The organism is Leifsonia araucanica (assembly GCF_051161895.1).
GTDB lineage: Bacteria > Actinomycetota > Actinomycetes > Actinomycetales > Microbacteriaceae > Leifsonia.
Window position 1 is genome coordinate 3,897,352 of record NZ_JBMBTW010000002.1, and the last position, 19,468, is coordinate 3,916,819.

The window sequence follows — 19,468 nt, forward strand, 5'->3', positions numbered from 1 at the left end:
CTTGTGCCGTGCTTGAAGAGGAATACCAGCCGCGCAGGGAGCTGCCGCGTCACCTGAGGAAGTCGGAACCGGCCGAGGCGCCGTTCGACTACACGATCCGGGATGCGGTCCCTGCCGACCTGCCGTGGGTCCGCGAGATCTACAACCACTACGTCGCCAACAGCACGGTCACCTTCGACGAGGACGCGATGACGCTGCGCGAGTGGAAGAGCAAGTACGCCTACCTGCACAAACTGAACATGCCGTTCATCGTCGCCGTCTCGCCGAGCGGCCAGATCCTCGGCTACGCGCTCGTCTCGCCGTGGAAGCAGAAGCGCGCATACCGGTTCACGGTGGAGAACTCGATCTACCTAGGCGCGGCATCCACCGGCAAGGGCCTCGGCCCCGTGCTGATGCAGGAACTCATCGACCGCTCCAAGGCGGCGGGCCTCAAAGAGATGATCGCCGTGATCGCCGACAAGGGCGCAGAGGCGTCGATCAAGATGCACGAGAACTTCGGCTTCACCGAGATCGGCCGGATGGGCAGGGTCGGCTACAAGTTCGACCGCTGGCTCGGCACCGTGCTGATGCAGCGCTCCCTCAAATAACGGTTCGGCATCGCGACGACCAGGATGCGGCCGGTCGCAGTACGCTGACGGCGGGCGCTGAAATGCGCACATACTCTGGGGGGAATATATGAAGCGTTCAGCCGTATCCGTTCTCGGCGCCGTCGCCGTCGCGGTGGTCCTCACACTCTCGGGATGCGCGCAGGGAGCGCCGGCCGCACCGGTCGCCACCACCGCGAAACCGACGCCCACGCCCAGCGCGACCCAGGCAGCGGCACCGACCGTCCGTGTCGCGACCACCTGCGACGCCCTCGCGACGCAGGCACTCGTCGACCAGGCGGGCGGCGCGCACCTCGTGACGTCGACACCCGAGCGCACCGCGACCCCGACCGGGTACGCGGACGAGCGGATGGGGGTGCTCACCTGCCAATGGTCGACCACCGACCCGGCCAGCCCGACGGCATCCGCCGTGTGGATCGCCGTCGTCCCCGGCGCATCCAGGGCCGGATTCGAGGCGTACCGGACGGGAGAGGCGGTCGCGTCGCAGGACACGCCGTCGCCCGTCGGACCGGACGCGTACACGTACTGCTTCGGCACCCCGGTGACCCAGTGCGGCTTCCACGCCTTGCTGCCCGGCTACGGGATCGTCGGCACGGTGTTCGGCAGCGATGCGTCGCCGGATGCGGCCACCTCGGCGGTCGCCGCACTGCTCGCGCAGAGCTACGGAGTGGTGTCGGCTCTCGATGCCCCTGCTCCGGTCTGGCAGCCCGCTGCGCCCGCGCTCAGAGGGGCGACCACCTGCGACGGCCTCGCCACGACAGCCCAGCTCACGCAGACCATCGGCTTCGGCCCGTCCCGCGAGGTGAAGTCGGACGACGGCGAGTACTCGAACTCGAAACTCGATGTCGGCCACCAGGTCGGCGCGTACTGGTGCGTCTGGGTGGAAGACGACGGCACGGCCAGCGTCTCCGTCGGCGTGCTTCCGGGAGGGGCCACGTACCTGGAGCACCTGCGCGGCAGCGACGCCGTCGAGCAGCCGGGCGTCGGCCAGGCCGCATACTGGGCGCCGAACGGCTACCTCAACATCGTGATGGACTCCGGCTGGCTGCAGGTGCACGCGGTGCCGGACGGGAAGGACATCTCGCACGAGCAGCTCGTGGCCCTCGCGAAGCAGGTCATCGCCAACCTCGGCACGACGTGACACGCGGGCGGCCGCCCAGCGCACGGGCGGCCGCTCCCGTGACTAAGGTGTCGAAGGTGACCACCGTGACTCCGGACAACGGCCGCGTCGCCTCCGCCGCTCCCGCGACGCCCGCGAACCTGCCGCTGCGCAAACGCCCCGTCGACATCTTCTTCATCGTGATGTTCTCGCTGTTCATCGTGACCTGCATCATCAGCGACGCCATCCCGACGCTCGGCATCCCGCAGACCTCGACCACCACGAACCTGTTCGCGCAGTGGAACTACACGTACTCCTCGCAGTACGACCCGCTCTACCAGAACCCGCCGATCTGGCTGCGCTTCATCACCGGCACCTCGGCGTTCATCTACCTGCCGTTCTACGTGCTGCTCGTCATCTGCCTGTCCAAGGGATACAACTGGATCCAGCTGTACGCGGTGATCTACGCGACCATGATCATCAGCCTCACGGGCATCCCGATCTTCGGCGTCGAGTTCTTCGGCGACGCGGCGCAGCGCACCCCGCAGCCGTTCATCTTCCTGCTCTACAACGGGCCGTACGTTCTCGTGCCGTTGCTGCTGCTGATCCGGATGCGGAAACCGCTGCCGTTCACGCGGAAGTTCTAGCCCCGCCCAGCTCCAGCAGGCCCACCCCGCCGATCACGAGCACGATGCCCGCGAGCTGCACCCAGGTGAGGCTCTCTTTGAAGAAGATCCACGAGATGAGCACGATGGCGACCACGCCGATCGCCGACCAGATCGCATAGGCGATGCCGAGCGGCACGCCGCGGCCGAGCGACAGGGAGAGGGCGAAGAACGACGCCACGTATCCGACCACCACGATGACGTACGCCCACCACCGGGGGTTGTCTCCCGAGGTGAACTTCAGGAAAGTGGTGGCTATGACCTCGGTCGCGATGGCGATGCCGAGGTAGAGGTAACCGAGCACAGCTGGTCGCTCCCGTCAGCCGGCGGGGCGCCGGGCAGTACACACGCTAGCGGGAGGACGACACGATGGACCAGGGCGAGAAGCGCGCGAGGGTGAGGCAGTTGAGGATCGTGGTCGAGGCGGAGGACTACGACGAGGCGCTGGCGTTCTTCCGGGATGCGCTCGGGCTCGAGGAGCAGGAGTCGTACGCGGGCGACGGGGGAGCGCTGGTGTCGATCCTGGATGCCGGGCGAGCGACCTTGGAGATCGCGAACCCGGCGCAGAAGGCCATGATCGACCAGGTGGAGGTCGGCAGGCCCGTCGCCCCGCACATCCGGCTGGCGTTCGAGGTGGAGGACAGCGAGGCCGTCACCTCCGACCTGGTGGATGCGGGGGCCGAGCTGATCGCGCCGCCCACCCGCACCCCGTGGAACTCCCTGAACGCACGGCTCGCGGCCCCCGCCGGGCTGCAGCTCACCGTGTTCCAGGAACTCGGCGAGCAACCCTGACAGGGGCCGCGCATGCGACGGGAGCCGCGAATGGATGCCCGGCTCAGCTCTTCGGCGTCGCCCTGCTGATCACGAAGTAGCCGGCGACCGCCGCCACCGCCGTGGGGAGGAGCAGCCAGGCCGCGACACCGGTCGGGCCCATCGTGGCGAACCAGTCGCCGACCGCCGGCCAGCTCGACGTGAAGGTGATCAGCGCGATCGCGCCCACGATGATCAGGGCGAGGATCGCTCCGGCCACGAGCACGCCGTTCATCCGCCAGCGCATGTAGAGGGTTCCGCTGATCGAGCCGGTGAAGAAGAAGAACGACATCAGCGCGAACACGATGAACAGGCGCGACAAGAACCCGCCGTCGCCGAAGTATATCGACGTGTACAAGTGGCCTCCGAGGCCCCAGCCCCCTGTCGCCTCCTCGATCGCGGACAGCACGGTGAAGCCGATCGAGTATCCGGCGGCGAGCAGGAGGAACGTGAGCGCCGCTCCCAGGTAGAAGTCGCGCCGCGTGACGCTGTATCCGAGCGCGAACGGGAAGGTCATCGAGATCACCTGGATGCCGATAACCAGCATGTAGACGAAGATGTACGACGCCCCGCCGCTCCACTGCGTCCCCTCGAACGCGTGCGCCCGGTCCGCCGGGGCGGTGGCCACCCAGATGATCCACCAGATCAGATAGTTGATCAGCCAGATGAACGCCATGATCATCATGGGCACCCAGATGGTCGACCACTTGTTGACCAGGTTGAGCCTCACCACCCTCCAGATGCGGTGGGCGGACGCGGGCGTTGTGCGGAGGTTCACCGACTCCGGTGTGACGGCGGTCATGCGCTCTGCTCGAATTCTGTCGCTCGGACGTTGGTCTTGCGGACGATGAGTTGCTGGAGGGAGACGGGGCTGAGTTCCAGCCCTGCGGTGGCCGCCTGGGCGCGGTCGGCCGGCGAGAGGTCGGCGACGGTGACGGACGCGAGCCCGCCGATGCCGTCGCGGTGGATCACGTCGCGCCCGGCGACGAACTGATCGACGGCGCTGCGCTGGCCGACCACAGTAGTGGCCGATCCGCGCATCTCCTCCGCATCCTGATCGATCAGGATGCGCCCCTGGTCGATCACGATGACGTGCTCGAGCAGGTTGGCGACCTCGTCGATGAGGTGCGTCGACAGGATGATCGTGCGGGGATGCTCCGCGTAGTCCTCGAGGAGGCGGTCGTAGAAGATCTGCCTGGCCACCGCATCCAGTCCGAGGTACGGCTCGTCGAAGAACGTGAGCGGGGCACGGGATGCGAGCCCGACGATCACGCCGACGGCGGAGAGCTGACCGCGGGACAGCTTCTTGATGCGGCGGTTCACCGGAAGACGGAAGTCGGCGATCAGCTGTTCGGCGAGCTCCGCATCCCAGTTCTCGAAGAACCAGGGGGCGCTGCGGAAGACGTGCTTCGGCTGGAAGTCGTCCGGATACCGCTGGCTCTCCTTGATGAAGCAGAGGTTCTGCAGCACGCGGGCGTTCTCGACAGGGCTCTCGCCGAACACCCTGACCTCGCCCGCCGAGGCGAAGACCTGGCCGGTGAGCAGCTGCATGATGGTGGTCTTGCCCGCGCCGTTGCGGCCGAGGAGCCCGTAGATCTTGTTGGGCTTGACGGTGAAGCTGACGTCGTCGATGGCGGTGAACGATCCGAACCGCTTGGTGAGGCCGTCGACGTGCACGGCCGGCGCGATCGAGGTGGGTGTCGCTGTGGCACTCATGCGCTGATTCCTTCCGTGGTGATCATCTCGGTGAGTTGCTGGGGTCCGATCCCGAGCTTCGCCGCTTCGGCGAGCAGGGGGCGGAGGTATTCGTCGCGGAACGCGTCGCGCCGCTTGGCGATGAGGCGCTCGCGGGCGCCTTCGGCAACGAACATGCCGATTCCTCTCTTCTTGTAGAGAATCCCGTCGTCCACCAGGATGTTGACGCCTTTGCCTGCTGTTGCGGGATTGATGCGGTAGAAGGCCGCGAACTCGTTGGTCGACGGCACCTGGGTCTCCGGGGGGTATACGCCGTCGATGATGTCGTTCTCGATCTGTTCGGCGATCTGAACGAAGATCGGCTTTCCCTCTTCGATCATCGGTACCTCCGGCTCTGCACCCTCATGGGTTAGTTACTGATGTAACTAACCAACCAGGCTCGGCCTGCATTGTCAAGAGATTTCTTCGTGCGGATCGGGGATAGCCTCGGAGCATGGCCGAACTCCACGAGCTCACCGCCCTCGCACTCTGGCAGGAACTGCAGACCGGCCGGGTCTCCCCCCGAGAACTCGCCGCCCACTACCTCGAGCGCATCGAGAGGCTCAACCCGCAGCTCGGCGCGTTCGTCACCGTCACCCGCGACCTCGCCCTGCAGCGCGCAGATCACGTCGCCGACGCGGTGCCGAAGACCGCCCCGCTCTGGGGTCTCCCCTCCGGAGACAAAGACCTGTGGATGCGCGCGGGCGTCCGCACCGGCTTCGGCTCCCGACTGATGGCCGACTTCGTGCCGGACGCCTCCGACGAGATCGTCGAGACCCTGGATGCGGCGGGCGCCGTCAGCCTCGGAAAGACCAACGCCCCGGAGTTCGGGCTCCCCGCATACACCGAGTCGCTCGCGGCGCCTCCCGCCCGCAACCCGTGGGACCCGTCACTCGGCTCCGGCGGGTCGAGCGGGGGAGCGGCGGTGGCCGTGGCCAGCGGGATGCTCCCCTTCGCGCCCGGCTCGGACGGGGGAGGCTCCGTGCGCATCCCCGCTGCGGCGTGCGGCCTGGTCGGGCTGAAGCCGAGCAGGGGCCTCGTGCCGGCAGGAAGCGGGATCGACTCGCTCGCCGGCCTCGTGGTGGACGGACCCCTCGCGCGCACCACGGCGGACGCCGCCCTCCTGCTCGACGGGATGATCGCACGCCGCGACGGCCGCATCGACCACCACTACACGCTCCGCGCACCGTACGACGACGACGGCCCCTTCCTCGGCACCGCCGTCCGCGGAGAGGGCCGCTTCCAGCTCGGCGTGATGACGACCTCCGCCTGGGACGACGCGTACGACATCGTGATCGCCCCGGAGGCGCTGGCGGCGCTGGACGCGGCCGTGCAGGCGTTCAGCGACATGGGGCACGGCATGGAGGAGACGGCGCTGGTCTCCGACCCGACGTACGCGCCGGCGTTCCGCACGATCTGGCAGGCGGGTGCTGCGCGCATCCCGGCGGAGGGCGACGCGGAGAACCTGCTCGAACCGCTCACCGCCTGGCTGCTGCGCCGCGGGAGGGCGCTCAGCGCCAGGGAGCTGAGCGAGGCCCTGTCGGCGCTCACGGCATACGAGCGCTCCCTCATCCGGCAGCTGTCGAGCTTCGACGCCGTGCTCACCCCCGCGATGGCGATGACCCCGCGCCCGGTCGGCTGGTACGACCAGGAGGACGGCGAACGCAACTTCGAGCAGCAGGTGCAGTACACGCCGTTCACCTCGATGCTCAACGTGTCCGGCCTCCCGGCCATCGTGCTGCCGATCGCCCAGACCGACGACGGCCTGCCGATGGGCGTGCAGCTGATCGGGAAGCCGGGAGGAGAGCGCACGCTGCTGTCCCTGGCCGCCCAGCTCGAACGGAAGGTGCGCTGGCAGCTGCGCTACCCGCCGCTCTGGTGACCGGCGTACGATAACCGGCGTGAGCGCGGACCACCCGTTCGATGCAGCGCTCGGCGAAGCGTCGCAGCTCGCCGGGCGATGGCTCGACGGCGTCCGCGAGGGCAGTATCCCGGCGACCGCGAGCATCGAGCAGGTCAAGGATGCGCTCGGCAGGAGCCTCCCCGACCGCGGCGAGCCGGCCACCGCTGTGCTGCGCCGGATGGGCGACGCCATCGAGCCCGGGCTGCTCAGGATGCACTCCCCGCGGTTCCACGGCTGGGTGATCGGGGGAGCGGAGCCGGTGGCGCTCGCCGCGGACTGGCTGGTCTCCGCGTGGGACCAGAACGCCACCCTGCGCACGGTGACGCCCGGCGTCGTCGCTGCGGAGGAGCTGGCCGGCGAGTGGATCGTCGACCTGCTCGGGCTGCCGTCGACCGCGGAGGCCGGGTTCGTCACGGGCGCGACGATGGCGAACTTCGTCGGTCTCGTCACCGGCAGGGACCAGGTGCTGCGCGACGCCGGCTGGGACGTCGCCTCCGACGGTCTGTCCGGCGGTCCCCGCGTGCGCTTCATCGCGGGCGCGGAATGCCACGGCTCCCTCGAGGAGGCCGGCCGGTTCGCCGGGCTGGGGAGGCCGCAGCTCGTCGACGCCGACGACGAGGGGCGGATGCGCGTGGACGCACTGCGCGAGACGCTCGCGAGCAGCACCGACTCCGGCCCCGCCATCGTCTGCCTGCAGGCGGGCAACGTGCACTCCGGAGCGTTCGACCCCATCGCCGACGCCATCGAGGTCGCGCACGCGGCGGGAGCCTGGGTGCACATCGACGGCGCGTTCGGGCTGTGGGCGGCTGCATCGCCGCGCCTGAGGCACTTGACCGCCGGGATGGATGCGGCCGACTCCTGGGCGACGGATGCGCACAAGACCCTCAACGTGCCGTACGACTGCGGCATCGCCATCGTGGCGAGACCGGAGGCGCTGCACGCGTCGTTCGCGCAGCAGGCCGCCTACCTGCCGGCGTCGGTGGACGGCTCCGACCCGAACGACAGGGTGCCGGAGCTCTCCAGGAGGGCGCGCGGCGTTCCCGCGTACGCGGTGCTGGCGCAACTGGGCCGCGACGGCGTCGCCGACCTCGTGGAGCGGCTGGCGGATGCGGCGGCCGAACTGCGGGAGCGGCTGTCCGCGCTGCCGGGGGTGCGCATCTTGAACGACGTGGTGTTCACCCAGGTCTGTGCGACCTTCGGCAGCGACGAGCGCACGCGGGCGGTGACCGCCGCGCTGAACGGTGCGGGGGTCGCCTTCGGCTCTCCGTCGCGCTGGCGCGGGCAGGCCGTGCTGCGCTTCTCGGTGAGCAACTTCCAGACCGACCGCGCCGAGGCGGCGCGGACGGCCGCTGCCGTCGCGGACGCGCTCGCGCGCGTGCCGGCCGACGCGAGCTAGACGCGAGCTAGTTGACGGGGCCGGTGTACTTCTCGCCCGGCCCCTTGCCCAGTTCGTCCGGGATGGGGGAGGCCTCGCGGAACGCGAGCTGCAGGGAGCGCAGGCCGTCGCGGAGGCTGCGGGCGTGCTGGTCGCCGAGGTGCGCCGCGCTCGCGGTGACCAGGCCGGCGAGGGCGTCGATGAGCTTGCGGGCCTCGTCGAGGTCGGTCTGCGCATCCGGGTCGTCTGCCAGTCCGCACTTGACCGCCGCGGCGCTCATCAGGTGCACGGCGGTGGTCGTGATGACCTCGACGGCGGGCACTTCGGAGATGTCGCGGGTGGCCGCGCTGACGTCGTCGGTGTCGTCGAAGACGTGGGGTGTGTCGCTCACTGCTTTCCTCTGTTAGAATCGTTCGGGCTCCGGGACATCTGTCTCGGTACGAAAGTGGAGATTCCTCCCACCCGCGCTTGACCGCTTTATTAGGTTACCGGGTTGTTGCACTCCGCCAACGCGCGCAAGCGCGGGGGTAGTCAGGGTGCTGTACCAGGCCTGCGAGAAATCGCGGGAATGCGTTGGTGCGTGGAAAATCCTCTTTCGCCGGTGTCGTCACCCGACGAGATCGCGGCCGCGAAGTATCGCTTGATCAGAGGAGAAAAGCATCAGCGATCCCCGTACCAATGACCGTATCCGCGTCCCCGAAGTTCGACTTGTCGGCCCCAGCGGTGAGCAGGTCGGCGTCGTCAAAATCGAGGTCGCCCTCCGACTCGCGCAGGAAGCAGACCTGGATCTGGTTGAGGTTGCTCCCAACTCCAAGCCGCCTGTCGCGAAGATCATGGACTACGGCAAGTTCAAGTACGAGGCTGCGCAGAAGGCCAAGGAGGCCCGGCGCAACCAGGCGAACACCATCCTCAAAGAGGTGCGTTTCCGCCTCAAGATCGACAAGCACGACTACGAGACGAAGCGCAAGCGCGCCGAAGGCTTCCTGAAGGCCGGCGACAAGGTGAAGGCGATGATCCTGTTCCGGGGTCGCGAGCAGTCGCGCCCCGACCAGGGTGTGCGTCTTCTCCAGCGTTTCGCAGAAGATGTGGCCGAGTTCGGCTCGGTCGAATCCAACCCGACCATCGACGGTCGAAACATGGTCATGGTCATCGGCCCTCTGAAGAACAAGTCAGAGGCCAAGGCCGAGGCCAACGCACAACGTGCCGCCACGAAAGCGCGGGCCCAGGGCCGCGACACCGAGGCGGTTGCTGACGCAGACGACTCTGCTCAGTCCGAAGAGAGTTCGCCCGCCGAGGCGACGAACGAGGAGAAATAATGCCCAAGCAGAAGACCCACTCCGGGGCCAAGAAGCGTTTCAAGATCACCGGAAGCGGCAAGGTCATGAAGCAGCAGGCCGGGATGCGCCACAACCTGGAGGTCAAGTCCAGCGACCGCAAGCGTCGCCTCAACCAGGAGCAGGTCGTTCCCGAGGTGGATGCCAAGGTCATCCGCCGCATGCTCGGCAAGTAACCCCACCCGACTTTTTAAGGAAGTAAAGAAGACATGGCAAGAGTAAAAAGGGCGGTCAACGCTCACAAGAAGCGTCGGGTCATCCTCGAGCGTGCCGAGGGCTACCGCGGACAGCGTTCGCGCCTCTACCGCAAGGCCAAGGAGCAGGTCACTCACTCGCTGGTCTACAGCTACCGTGACCGCCGTGCGCGCAAGGGCGACTTCCGCCGCCTGTGGATCCAGCGCATCAACGCCGCGAGCCGCGCGAACGGCCTCACGTACAACCGTCTGATCCAGGGCCTGGGTCTCGCGGGTGTCGAGGTCGACCGTCGCATCCTCGCCGAGCTGGCCGTCAACGAGCCCGCCACCTTCGCGGCTCTCGTGCAGACCGCCAAGAAGGCCCTCCCCGCCGACACCTCGGCGCCGAAGGCTGCTGCGTAACTCGCACCCACCACGTCAGAACCCGGTCGACCATCGTGTCGGCCGGGTTCTCTCGTTGTGCGGGCGCATCCCTCTAAGCTGGGGACATGCTTGACAACCCGCGCTCACCGCGCGTTCGGGCCGTCGCCAAACTCGCGAAGCGCGCCGCCAGGGCCGAGACCGGCCTGTTCCTCCTCGAAGGGCCGCAGGCCGTCGCCGAGGCGCTGTCGTTCCGTCCGGAGCTCGTGGTCGAGCTGTACGCGACGCCGACGGCGCTCGAACGGTACAGCGACATCGGCCAGACCGCCGTGGATGCGGGTGTCGACGTCGAGTTCGTCACCGAGCAGGTGCTGGATGCGATGGCCGACACGGTCACCCCGCAGGGCTTCGTGGCCGTGTGCCGCCAGTTCCCCACCTCGGTGAAGGACATCTTCCGGGACGAGCCGCGCCTGGTCGCGGTCCTCGAGGAAGTGCGCGACCCCGGCAACGCCGGCACGATCATCCGAGCCGCGGACTCCGCCGGCGCAGACGCCGTCGTGCTCACCGGCCGCACCGTCGACCTCTACAACCCGAAGGTGGTCCGCTCGACCACCGGCTCGCTCTTCCACGTCCCCGTCGCCGTCGGCGCCACTCTGGACGACGTGGTTCAGCGCGCCCACAGCGCCGGACTGCAGGTGCTCGCCGCCGACATCAAGGGCGAAGACCTTCTCGCCGCGCGCACGGACGGGCAGCTCGCCCGCCCCACCGCGTGGGTGTTCGGCAACGAGGCGCACGGCCTCGCCGACGAGCTGCTTCCCCTGGTCGACCGCGTCGTCACCGTGCCGATCTACGGCAAGGCGGAGTCGATGAACCTGGCGACCGCCGCGAGCGTGTGCCTCTACGAGTCCGCGTTCGCGCAGCGCTCGGCCGCTGCCACGGACTGAGCGTCGTCCCGGCCAGCGACACACGAACGCCCTGCGTGGAGATCCACGCAGGGCGTTCGTCAGTGCGTGAGTGAGTCAGAACCTCAGTGCGCGATGACCGGCTCGGTCGGCTCCGGTGCGTCCGCTGCCGCCCCCGCCGTGCCGCCCGGGTTGCCGAGCGATGCCCCGTCTCCGCGGCGGCGGTAGAGCAGCGCAGACAGGATCGCGCCGAACACGAAGAACGCTGCGCCCCACCAGTACGCGGTCGCGTAGCTGTGCACGGCGGCCTCCGCCGCCACCGAGGGGGTGGGGGGCAGGTGCGAGGCGATGTAGTCGGTCGCCGCGGTCGCCGCGAGCGTGTTGAGCAGTGCAGTGCCGATGGATCCACCGACCTGCTGGCTGGTGTTCACCATCGCGGAGGCGACCCCGGCGAAGTGCCGGTCGACGCCGAGGGTCGCGGTCTGGATCGCCGCGGGCATGATCGAGCCCATGCCGGTTCCGAGGATCATCAGCGCGGGCAGCACGTCGGTCGCGTAGTTGGCCGTGACGCCGAGGTGGGTCAGGTAGACCATGCCGATCGCGGCGATGGTCATGCCGATCGGCACCATCACCTTCGGCCCGAACCTGGGCACGAAGATGTTGGTCGACAGCTGGGCGGCGATCACCAGCATCACGATCATCGGCAGGAAGCCGAGGCCGGTCTGGATGGGGCTGAACTTCAGCGTGGTCTGCAGGTAGTAGGTGACGAAGAGGAAGATGCCGAACATCCCCGCTCCGGCGATCAGGATGGACGAGTACGAGGCTCCGCGGTTGCGGTCGAGCACGATCGACAGCGGCAGCAGCGGATGCGCCGCCCTGCGCTGCCAGAGCACGAACGCGATCAGCAGCACACCGGATGCGGCGAGCAGCCCCCAGCTCTGCGGGGAGTCCCAGCCGTCCGTCTCCGCGTTCGAGAATCCGTAGACGAGGCTGAACAGCGCGCCGGAGACGAGGATCGTGCCCGGCACGTCGAGCTTCGGCCGCGGGCCGGAGCGGGCGACGCTGTTGACGAAGATGGTCGCGCCGATGATCGCCACGATGGCGATGACGACGTTGATGTAGAGGTTCCAGCGCCAGTCGAACTGCTCGGTGAGGAAGCCGCCGAGCAGCAGGCCGACCGCGCCGCCTGCTCCGGCGATGGCTCCGAAGATGCCGAACGCGCGGGCACGCTCCTTGGGGATGGTGAACGTGGTGGTGAGCACGGCGAGGGCGGTGGGGGCGAGCAGTGCGCCGAACGCGCCCTGCAGTGCCCTGGCTCCCACGAGCATCCCGAAGCTGCCGGCGGCCCCGCCGAGGGCGGATGCCCCCGCGAAGCCGATGAGGCCGATGATGAAGGCGCGTTTGCGGCCGATGAGGTCGGAGAGCCTTCCGCCGAACAGCAGCAGGCTGCCGAAGGCGAGGGAGTATGCGGTGACGATCCACTGGCGGTCGGCGTTGCTGAAACCGAGGTCGGCCTGTGCCGACGGGAGGGCGATGTTCACGACCGTGGAGTCGAGGACGACCATGAGCTGCGCGAGGGCGACGGTGACGAGCGTCCACCAGCGGCGGGTCGAAACGGGAGGGGGATTCTGCGACATGGAGGTCACTATATACGAAACTAAGCAGTTCCGGATCTCCCAAGTTCTAAAATTAACCTTACAATGGTCTGGATGGACAGCCACAACACGAAGGAAGCCGCAATGACGCAGCTCGACACCGTTGACGAAACGCGGACGGCGCCCGCGAAGCTGGGCCGCAAACGCGACCACACGCGCGACCCCGAAATCCTCGCCGCCGCCCTCGACGTCCTGGCCGAGACCGGGTACGAACGCATGACGATGGACATGGTCGCTTCCCGCGCCAAGGCGGGGAAGGCCACGGTCTACCGCCGCTGGAGCTCGAAGGCCGAACTGGTGATCGAGGCCGTCGCGTGCATGAAGAAGATCGACGTCGACCAGGATGCCCTGCCGGACACCGGGACGCTCCGCGGCGACATGATCGCGATGATCAAGCCGCACAGCCTCGAAGACGCGGAGAGGAAGCTGCGCGTGATGGCCGGGCTCATCTCGATGCTCGCGCAGGACCCCGACCTGGCGGAGGCCGTCAACGCGGCGATCGTCGAGCCCCGCGCGTCCGTCAACCGGTTCTTCATGCGCAGGGCGATCGAGCGCGGGGAGATCTCCGCGGACTGCGACATCGAGACGCTCGCGCTCGTGACGCCGTCGATGGCCTCGTACCGCACCCTCATCCTGCACAAGCCGGTGGACAGGGAGTTCCTCATCTCGCTGATCGACGGCGTGCTGCTGCCGGCGGTCGGGCTCGGTGCGCACCAGGGGAGTGCCGGCTAGCGCTGCCCACTAAACTTGGGTCTCGTGTCTGAATCCTCCGAAATCTCCGAAGCCGCCGTCGAGGCGGCGGTCGCGTCGGCCATCGCGGCGATCGACGCCGCGGCCGACTCGGCTGCACTCAAGGTCGTGCGCGCAGAGCACACGGCCGAGGGCTCGCCGCTCGCGCGCCTGAACGCCGCCATCCGCTCCGTGCCCAACGACCAGAAGGCCTCCGCCGGCAAACTGGTCGGCCAGGCGAGGGGAACCGTCAACCAGGCGTTCGCGGCCAAGGAGGCCCAGATCGAGCGCGAGGAGAACGAGGCTCGTCTCGCAGCGGAGGCGCTCGACGTCACCGCCCTCCCTTCGCGCTGGACCCCGGGCGCCCGTCACCCGCTCTCGCTGCTGCAGGAGCGCATCGCCGACGTCTTCGTCGGCATGGGCTGGGAGGTCGCGGAAGGCCCGGAGCTGGAGAGCGAGTGGTACAACTTCGACGCCCTCAACTTCGATGAGGACCACCCGGCGCGTGCGATGCAGGACACCTTCTTCGTCGAGCCGACGAACGCGCACCTCGTGATGCGCACCCACACGTCTCCGGTGCAGCTGCGCGCCCTCCTCGGCAACGAGCTGCCGGTGTACCGCATCGCGCCCGGCCGGGTGTTCCGCACGGACGAGTTCGACGCGACCCACCTTCCGGTGTTCCACCAGACGGAGGGCATCGCGGTCGACAAGGGCCTCACGATGGCGCACCTGCGCGGCACCCTCGACCACTTCGTCAAGACGCTGTTCGGCGACGAGGCGAAGGTGCGACTGCGCCCCAACTACTTCCCGTTCACCGAGCCGAGCGCCGAGCTCGACCTCTGGCACCCCACCTTCAAGGGCGGGGCGCGCTGGATCGAGTGGGGTGGCTGCGGCATGGTCAACCCCAACGTGCTCCGCTCGGCGGGGATCGACCCGGAGGTGTACTCGGGCTTCGCGTTCGGGATGGGTGTCGAGCGGGCGCTGATGTTCCGCAACGACGTCAAAGACATGCGTGACATGGCCGAGGGCGATGTCCGGTTCTCTCAGCAGTTCGGAATGGTGGTCTGATGCGCGTCCCCCTGAGTTGGCTCGGCGAGTACGTCGACCTCGAGCCGGGTACGACCCCCGAGGAGGTCCACGCGGCCCTCGTCTCCGTCGGTCTCGAAGAGGAGGAGATCCACTCGTTCGAGATCTCCGGACCCGTCGTGGTCGGCGAGGTGCTCGACTTCGTCGAGGAGCCGCAGAGCAACGGCAAGACCATCCGATGGTGCCAGGTGCGCGTCGCGCCGGAGGGTGAGAAGGCCGCGGACGGCGGAGACGTCGTGCACGGCATCGTCTGCGGCGCCGGCAACTTCTTCCCCGGCGACAAGGTCGTGGTGACCCTGCCGGGCTCCGTCCTGCCCGGGCCGTTCCCGATCGCCGCCCGCAAGACATACGGCCATGTCTCCGACGGCATGATCGCCTCCGCCCGCGAGCTGGGCCTCGGCGACGAGCACGACGGCATCCTGCGCCTCTCCACCCTCGGGCTCGACCCCGAGGTGGGAGCGGACGCGATCGCTCTGCTCGGCCTGGACGACACCGCCGTCGAGGTCAACGTGACCCCCGACCGCGGATACGCGTTCTCGATCCGTGGCATCGCCCGCGAGTACTCGCACGCCACCGGTGCGGCGTTCCGCGACCCCGCCGACGCGGCGGGCATCCTGCCGGCCGGTGCGCACGCGCACGGCTTCAGCGTCGCGATCGACGACAGGGCCCCGATCCGCGGCCGCTCGGGAGCGACCGTGTTCGTCACCCGCGTCGTCCGCGACGTCGACGGCTCCCGCCCGACGCCCGCGTGGATGATCGCCAGGCTCAAGCTCGCCGGCATCCGCTCCATCTCGCTCGTGGTCGACATCACCAACTACGTGATGCTCGAGCTCGGCCAGCCCATCCACGGCTACGACCTGGACAAGCTGCACGGAGGCATCGTCGTGCGCAGGGCGCACCAGGGGGAGACCCTGGTGACCCTGGACGACCAGACCAGGACGCTGGATGCGGAAGACCTCGTCATCACGGACGACTCCGGTCCCATCGGCCTCGCCGGCGTGATGGGCGGCGCATCCACCGAGATCGGCGCAGAGACCTCGAACGTGCTGATCGAGGCCGCGAACTTCGACCCGGTGTCGATCGCGCGCACCGCCCGCAGGCACAAGCTGCCGAGCGAGGCATCCAAGCGCTTCGAGCGCGGCGTCGATCCGCGCGTCGCCGTCGCTGCCGCCGGACGCGTCGTTCAGCTGCTCGAACAGCTCGCCGGCGGCCACGCCAACGCGCTCGGCTCCGTGCTGGATGCCGCGGAGGCTCCGGAGGCGATCCGCCTTCCCCGCACGTACATCGCCTCCCTCATCGGGGTCGAGTTCACCGACGACGAGGTGCGCGGCGCGCTCGCCGAGATCGGCGGAGCCGTCTCCGAGTCCGATGGCGACCTCGTGGTCGTCCCTCCGACCTGGCGTCCGGACCTGCGCGACAAGTCCGACCTCGCGGAGGAGGTGGCGCGCATCGTCGGCTACGACCGCATCCCGTCGGAGCTGCCCGTCGCGCCTCCCGGCCGCGGCCTGACCCGCGAGCAGAAGCTGCGCCGCGCGGTCGCGCAGACCCTCGCGGACAACGGCGCCACCGAGATCCTGGCGTTCCCGTTCGTGAGCGAGAAGGCGAACGACCTCTTCGGTTCGCCGGAGGCGGGCGGCGTCCCTGCCGTCAAGCTGGCGAACGCCCTGGATGCGACGGCGCCGTACCTGCGGACGGCCCTGCTCCCCGGCCTGGTCGATGCGGCCAAGCGCAACCTCGCCCGCGGCCTGGTCGACCTGAGCATCTACGAGCTGGGCACCGTCTTCCGTCCGTCCGGCGACGGGCTCGGAAGTGAGACGCTCCCGCTCGGCGCCGCTCTGCCGTCCGACGATGTGCTCGCCGGGCTGAACGCCGGCATCCCGGCGCAGCCGAGGCACCTCGCCGGGCTGGTGCTCGGACATCCCGTGCAGAAGCAGCCAGGTCAGGAGGCGATCGCCGCCGGTGTCGCCGACGCGCTCACGATGGTGGCGCAGACCGCTGCGGCGCTCGGCATCGAGGTCGACCCCGTACAGAGCACGCACCAGGCGATGCACCCCGGCCGCTCGGCGCAGCTGATCGCCCGGGGAGCAGACGGCGTCGAGGTGCCCGTCGGCTACGCGGGCGAACTGCTGCCGGCGCTGGCGGAGGAGCTCGACCTACCGCGCGTCGTCGCGGTGTTCGAGCTCGACCTGGATGCGCTGATCGCGGTCGCGCCCGCCGACATCGTCGCCGGGACGATCTCCGGTTTCCCCGCCGCCACCCAGGATCTCTCGCTCGTCGTGCGTCAGGAGGTTCCGGCCGGCGACGTCAAGCGTGCGGTGCAGGAGGGCGCAGGGGCGCTGCTGGAGCACATCCGGTTGGTGGACGACTACCGCGGCCACGGCCTGCCCGCCGGGCACAAGAGCCTGACGTTCGCGCTGCGGTTCCGCGCGGACGACCGCACGCTCACCGCGGCCGAGGCCAGCGAGGCCAAGCTCGCGGGAGCGGCGCGCGCCGAGGAGCTGTTCGGAGCGCACATCCGCGACTGATCGACCGTCCACAGTGCGAGAGCGCGGCCCCGTCTGCCGGGGCCGCGCTCTCGCACGTTCGGCGCCCGATTTGGTGCGGGGGTGGGGAGTGACGATAGGGTTGGCGCATGCTTTTCGTTCGGTGCATTGAGGACACGCGCTCGGCTTCCGCCGCCCGCGCCATGCGCCGACGCCTGCGCGACCGCCGAATCTAGGCGGCGCTGGCGCGACCCTTTCCGAGGGACTCGTGGGTGCCGCCTTCGTCGAGGCCCCCTGTCGTCCACTCAATAAGGTAGAAGCATGACTTTCTCGGTAGCCGTCGCCGGAGCATCCGGTTACGCGGGCGGAGAGCTCCTGCGGATCCTCGCCGGTCATCCAGACTTCGAGGTCCGCACCGTCACGGCGCATCAGAACGCCGGGCAGCCGCTCGTCTCGCACCAGCCCCACCTCCGTTCCCTCAGCCACCTGACCCTGGTCGAGTCGACCGTGGAGAACCTCTCCGGTCACGACGTGGTCTTCCTGGCCCTTCCGCACGGCAAGTCCGGCGAGATCGCCGCGCTGCTGCCGGAGGAGACGCTCGTCGTCGACTGCGGCGCCGACCACCGGCTGGAGAGCCCGGAGTCGTGGGCCGCGTTCTACGGCGGCGAGTACTTCGGCTCCTGGGCGTACGGCGTGCCCGAGCTGCCCGTCGGCGACGGCAAGCAGCGGGATGCGCTGGCCGGAGCGAAGCGCATCGCAGCACCTGGATGCAACGCCAGCGCCGTCTCCCTCGCGCTCGCCCCCGGCATCGCCGCCGGGCTGATCGAGGAGGAGGACATCGTCGCCGTCCTCGCCGTCGGCCCGTCCGGCGCAGGCAAGAGCCTCAAGACGATGTACCTGGCCAGCGAGATCCTGGGCTCGGCCAACCCGTACGCGGTCGGCGGGACCCACCGCCACATCCCGGAGATCCAGCAGAACCTCCGCAAGGCGGGGGCCGCCAACCCCACGGTCTCGTTCACCCCGGTGCTCGTTCCGATGTCGCGGGGCATCCTGGCCACCTCCACCGCGAGGCTGAAGCCCGGCGTGACGGCCGATCAGGTGCAGAGCGCGTGGGAGTCCGCGTATGCGGGCGAGACGTTCGTGCAGGTGCTCCCGGCCGGCACGGTGCCGCGCACCGCCGACGTGCTCGGCGCGAACACCGCTCTGATCGCCGTTGCCGTCGACGAGGCCGCGGGCCGCGTCGTCACGGTCCTCGCGCTCGACAATCTCTACAAGGGGACGGCCGGCGCCGCCATCCAGTCCGCCAATATCGCCCTCGGTCTCGACGAGACCGCCGGCCTGACCGTGAACGGAGTGGCACCGTGAGCGTCACAGCAGCATCCGGATTCGCAGCGGCGGGGGTCGCAGCCGGCCTCAAGGCCAGCGGCAAACGCGACCTCGCGATCGTGCAGAACCTCGGCCCGCTCAGCGCAGCGGCCACGGTGTTCACGACCAACAGGTGTCAGGCCAACCCGGTCATCTGGAGCAGGCAGGTCATCGCGGACGGCGTGGCCTCCGCCATCGTCCTCAACTCGGGCGGAGCCAACTGCTACACCGGTGCCCAGGGCTTCCAGACCACCCATGCCACCGCTGAGGCGGTCGGCGAACGGCTCGGCGTCTCCGCCGGAGACGTGCTCGTCTGCTCGACCGGCCTGATCGGCGACCAGCTCGACCTCGGCAAGCTCACCACGGGTGTCACGGACGCCGCGGCGGCGCTCACCGCTGGAGTAGGCCTCGGCGCGGACGCCGGACTCGCCGCCGCCGAGGCGATCATGACGACGGACACCAAGCCCAAACAGGCGGAGCACCGCTCCCCGGCGGGCTGGACGGTTGGCGGCATGGCCAAGGGAGCGGGGATGCTCGCGCCCGGCCTCGCGACCATGCTCGTCGTCATCACCACCGACGCCGTCCTCGACTCCGCGCAGCTGGATGCGGCGCTCCGGGCGGCGACCAGGGTCACCTTCGACAGGCTCGACTCCGACGGCTGCATGTCCACCAACGACACCGTCGCCCTGCTCGGCTCCGGCGCGAGCGGCGTCGCAGCGGACGAGGCGGAGTTCGCCGCGGCGCTCACCGCGGTGTGCCGCGATCTGGCCGAGCAGCTGCAGGCCGACGCGGAGGGCGCATCCCACGACATCGCCATCGAGGTCGTCAACGCGGCGAGCGAGGACGACGCCGTGACCGTCGGCCGCGCCGTCTCCCGCAGCAACCTGTTCAAGGCGGCCATCTTCGGCAACGATCCCAACTGGGGCAGGGTGCTCGCAGCGGTCGGCACGACCGATGCGGTGTTCGACCCGTACGGCATCGACGTCGCGATCAACGGCATCCAGATCTGCACGGCGGGGGAGCCTGACCAGCCGCGCGAGCTGGTCGACCTCACCCCGCGCGCCGTGCACATCCTGATCGACCTGCACGCCGGAAGCGAGACGGCGACCATCCTGACCAACGATCTCACGCACGACTACGTGCACGAGAACAGCGCGTACGCGAGCTGA

21 protein-coding genes are annotated in these 19,468 nt (G+C 69.1%); 15 read left to right on the forward strand and 6 right to left on the reverse strand.

The annotated features are described in order from the left end of the window. Positions 1 to 8: 8 nt before the first annotated feature. The 3 genes from ACN6M5_RS18675 to ACN6M5_RS18685 all read left to right on the forward strand — a co-directional run bounded on the left by ACN6M5_RS18675 (position 9) and on the right by ACN6M5_RS18685 (position 2,351). A complete protein-coding gene (locus ACN6M5_RS18675; RefSeq protein ID WP_085369987.1) occupies positions 9 to 587 on the forward strand; it encodes a GNAT family N-acetyltransferase in 579 nt (192 codons plus the stop codon). 88 nt (positions 588 to 675) lie between these two features. Next, on the forward strand, positions 676 to 1,746 hold the full coding sequence (locus tag ACN6M5_RS18680; RefSeq protein ID WP_434952168.1) for a hypothetical protein: 1,071 nt from the start codon (positions 676 to 678) through the stop codon (positions 1,744 to 1,746). 56 nt (positions 1,747 to 1,802) lie between these two features. Beyond that, on the forward strand, positions 1,803 to 2,351 hold the full coding sequence (locus tag ACN6M5_RS18685) for a DUF2781 domain-containing protein (RefSeq protein WP_085369989.1): 549 nt from the start codon (positions 1,803 to 1,805) through the stop codon (positions 2,349 to 2,351). Here the strand turns inward: ACN6M5_RS18685 and ACN6M5_RS18690 are convergent. After that, positions 2,335 to 2,673, reverse strand: coding sequence for a DMT family transporter (locus ACN6M5_RS18690; RefSeq protein ID WP_085369990.1), 339 nt, complete (start codon positions 2,671 to 2,673; stop codon positions 2,335 to 2,337). The genes ACN6M5_RS18685 and ACN6M5_RS18690 overlap by 17 nt on opposite strands. A 92-nt stretch (positions 2,674 to 2,765) precedes the next feature. Between ACN6M5_RS18690 and ACN6M5_RS18695 the strand changes: the two genes are divergently transcribed. After that, positions 2,766 to 3,161 carry a VOC family protein gene (locus ACN6M5_RS18695; protein WP_434952171.1) on the forward strand — a complete coding sequence of 132 codons (396 nt, stop codon included), beginning with the start codon at positions 2,766 to 2,768 and terminating at the stop codon, positions 3,159 to 3,161. Positions 3,162 to 3,204: 43 nt separating this feature from the next. Here the strand turns inward: ACN6M5_RS18695 and ACN6M5_RS18700 are convergent, their stop codons facing one another. Genes ACN6M5_RS18700 through ACN6M5_RS18710 form a run of 3 tightly spaced genes read right to left on the reverse strand, consistent with a single transcriptional unit; the run spans position 3,205 to position 5,254 of the window. After that, entirely contained in the window at positions 3,205 to 3,981 is a 777-nt protein-coding gene (locus tag ACN6M5_RS18700; protein ID WP_434952173.1) for a hypothetical protein, read from the reverse strand. Further along, positions 3,978 to 4,895, reverse strand: a complete 918-nt coding sequence (locus tag ACN6M5_RS18705) for an ABC transporter ATP-binding protein (RefSeq protein ID WP_434952175.1) — start codon at positions 4,893 to 4,895, stop codon at positions 3,978 to 3,980. The genes ACN6M5_RS18700 and ACN6M5_RS18705 overlap by 4 nt, the downstream gene beginning before the upstream one ends. Further along, positions 4,892 to 5,254 carry a GntR family transcriptional regulator gene (locus ACN6M5_RS18710; protein WP_085369994.1) on the reverse strand — a complete coding sequence of 121 codons (363 nt, stop codon included), beginning with the start codon at positions 5,252 to 5,254 and terminating at the stop codon, positions 4,892 to 4,894. Before ACN6M5_RS18710 ends, ACN6M5_RS18705 begins: the two co-directional genes overlap by 4 nt. 113 nt (positions 5,255 to 5,367) lie before the next feature. Between ACN6M5_RS18710 and ACN6M5_RS18715 the strand changes: the two genes are divergently transcribed. Both ACN6M5_RS18715 and ACN6M5_RS18720 read left to right on the forward strand, forming a co-directional pair. Then, a complete protein-coding gene (locus tag ACN6M5_RS18715; protein ID WP_434952177.1) occupies positions 5,368 to 6,795 on the forward strand; it encodes an amidase in 1,428 nt (475 codons plus the stop codon). 19 nt (positions 6,796 to 6,814) lie between these two features. After that, positions 6,815 to 8,212, forward strand: a complete 1,398-nt coding sequence (locus ACN6M5_RS18720; RefSeq protein WP_434952179.1) for a pyridoxal phosphate-dependent decarboxylase family protein — start codon at positions 6,815 to 6,817, stop codon at positions 8,210 to 8,212. Between the two features lie 7 nt (positions 8,213 to 8,219). Here the strand turns inward: ACN6M5_RS18720 and ACN6M5_RS18725 are convergent, their stop codons facing one another. Next, positions 8,220 to 8,582, reverse strand: coding sequence for a DUF1844 domain-containing protein (locus ACN6M5_RS18725; RefSeq protein WP_085369998.1), 363 nt, complete (start codon positions 8,580 to 8,582; stop codon positions 8,220 to 8,222). A 268-nt stretch (positions 8,583 to 8,850) separates the two neighbouring features. On the opposite strand from ACN6M5_RS18725, the gene infC reads away from it, so the two are divergent. The 4 genes from infC to ACN6M5_RS18745 all read left to right on the forward strand — a co-directional run bounded on the left by infC (position 8,851) and on the right by ACN6M5_RS18745 (position 11,023). Beyond that, positions 8,851 to 9,507 carry a translation initiation factor IF-3 gene (gene infC, locus ACN6M5_RS18730; RefSeq protein ID WP_085369999.1) on the forward strand — a complete coding sequence of 219 codons (657 nt, stop codon included), beginning with the start codon at positions 8,851 to 8,853 and terminating at the stop codon, positions 9,505 to 9,507. After that, a complete protein-coding gene (gene rpmI, locus ACN6M5_RS18735) occupies positions 9,507 to 9,701 on the forward strand; it encodes a 50S ribosomal protein L35 (protein ID WP_055891076.1) in 195 nt (64 codons plus the stop codon). The genes infC and rpmI overlap by 1 nt, the downstream gene beginning before the upstream one ends. 33 nt (positions 9,702 to 9,734) lie before the next feature. Further along, the gene (gene rplT, locus ACN6M5_RS18740; RefSeq protein WP_055891081.1) at positions 9,735 to 10,121 is read left to right on the forward strand and encodes a 50S ribosomal protein L20; all 387 of its coding nucleotides are present in this window, start codon (positions 9,735 to 9,737) and stop codon (positions 10,119 to 10,121) included. An 86-nt stretch (positions 10,122 to 10,207) separates the two neighbouring features. Then, positions 10,208 to 11,023, forward strand: a complete 816-nt coding sequence (locus tag ACN6M5_RS18745) for a TrmH family RNA methyltransferase (protein WP_434952182.1) — start codon at positions 10,208 to 10,210, stop codon at positions 11,021 to 11,023. A gap of 83 nt (positions 11,024 to 11,106) precedes the next feature. On the opposite strand, the gene ACN6M5_RS18750 is transcribed toward ACN6M5_RS18745, so the two are convergent. Continuing rightward, positions 11,107 to 12,618, reverse strand: coding sequence for an MFS transporter (locus ACN6M5_RS18750; protein WP_434952184.1), 1,512 nt, complete (start codon positions 12,616 to 12,618; stop codon positions 11,107 to 11,109). 72 nt (positions 12,619 to 12,690) lie between these two features. Here ACN6M5_RS18750 and ACN6M5_RS18755 point away from each other — a divergent pair, with 72 nt between their 5' ends. From ACN6M5_RS18755 to argJ, 5 genes are all read left to right on the forward strand, one after another. Continuing rightward, positions 12,691 to 13,368, forward strand: coding sequence for a TetR/AcrR family transcriptional regulator (locus ACN6M5_RS18755; protein ID WP_434952186.1), 678 nt, complete (start codon positions 12,691 to 12,693; stop codon positions 13,366 to 13,368). A 24-nt stretch (positions 13,369 to 13,392) separates the two neighbouring features. Further along, on the forward strand, positions 13,393 to 14,433 hold the full coding sequence (gene pheS / locus ACN6M5_RS18760) for a phenylalanine--tRNA ligase subunit alpha (protein ID WP_085370002.1): 1,041 nt from the start codon (positions 13,393 to 13,395) through the stop codon (positions 14,431 to 14,433). Continuing rightward, a complete protein-coding gene (gene pheT / locus ACN6M5_RS18765; RefSeq protein ID WP_434952188.1) occupies positions 14,433 to 16,976 on the forward strand; it encodes a phenylalanine--tRNA ligase subunit beta in 2,544 nt (847 codons plus the stop codon). The genes pheS and pheT overlap by 1 nt, the downstream gene beginning before the upstream one ends. A gap of 279 nt (positions 16,977 to 17,255) precedes the next feature. Then, positions 17,256 to 18,299 (forward strand): N-acetyl-gamma-glutamyl-phosphate reductase, encoded by a 1,044-nt coding sequence (argC, locus tag ACN6M5_RS18770; RefSeq protein ID WP_434952190.1) that lies wholly within the window; start codon positions 17,256 to 17,258, stop codon positions 18,297 to 18,299. After that, positions 18,296 to 19,468, forward strand: coding sequence for a bifunctional glutamate N-acetyltransferase/amino-acid acetyltransferase ArgJ (argJ, locus tag ACN6M5_RS18775; RefSeq protein ID WP_434952192.1), 1,173 nt, complete (start codon positions 18,296 to 18,298; stop codon positions 19,466 to 19,468). The genes argC and argJ overlap by 4 nt, the downstream gene beginning before the upstream one ends.

Coding starts and splice junctions, on each gene's coding strand:
- ACN6M5_RS18680 (WP_434952168.1), top strand. CDS start 676: ATGAAGCGTTCAGCCGTATCCGTTCTCGGCGCCGTCGCCGTCGCGGTG.
- ACN6M5_RS18700 (WP_434952173.1), bottom strand. CDS start 3,981: ATGACCGCCGTCACACCGGAGTCGGTGAACCTCCGCACAACGCCCGCG.
- ACN6M5_RS18705 (WP_434952175.1), bottom strand. CDS start 4,895: ATGAGTGCCACAGCGACACCCACCTCGATCGCGCCGGCCGTGCACGTC.
- ACN6M5_RS18710 (WP_085369994.1), bottom strand. CDS start 5,254: ATGATCGAAGAGGGAAAGCCGATCTTCGTTCAGATCGCCGAACAGATC.
- ACN6M5_RS18715 (WP_434952177.1), top strand. CDS start 5,368: ATGGCCGAACTCCACGAGCTCACCGCCCTCGCACTCTGGCAGGAACTG.
- rpmI (WP_055891076.1), top strand. CDS start 9,507: ATGCCCAAGCAGAAGACCCACTCCGGGGCCAAGAAGCGTTTCAAGATC.
- rplT (WP_055891081.1), top strand. CDS start 9,735: ATGGCAAGAGTAAAAAGGGCGGTCAACGCTCACAAGAAGCGTCGGGTC.
- ACN6M5_RS18745 (WP_434952182.1), top strand. CDS start 10,208: ATGCTTGACAACCCGCGCTCACCGCGCGTTCGGGCCGTCGCCAAACTC.
- ACN6M5_RS18750 (WP_434952184.1), bottom strand. CDS start 12,618: ATGTCGCAGAATCCCCCTCCCGTTTCGACCCGCCGCTGGTGGACGCTC.
- ACN6M5_RS18755 (WP_434952186.1), top strand. CDS start 12,691: ATGGACAGCCACAACACGAAGGAAGCCGCAATGACGCAGCTCGACACC.
- pheT (WP_434952188.1), top strand. CDS start 14,433: ATGCGCGTCCCCCTGAGTTGGCTCGGCGAGTACGTCGACCTCGAGCCG.
- argC (WP_434952190.1), top strand. CDS start 17,256: ATGACTTTCTCGGTAGCCGTCGCCGGAGCATCCGGTTACGCGGGCGGA.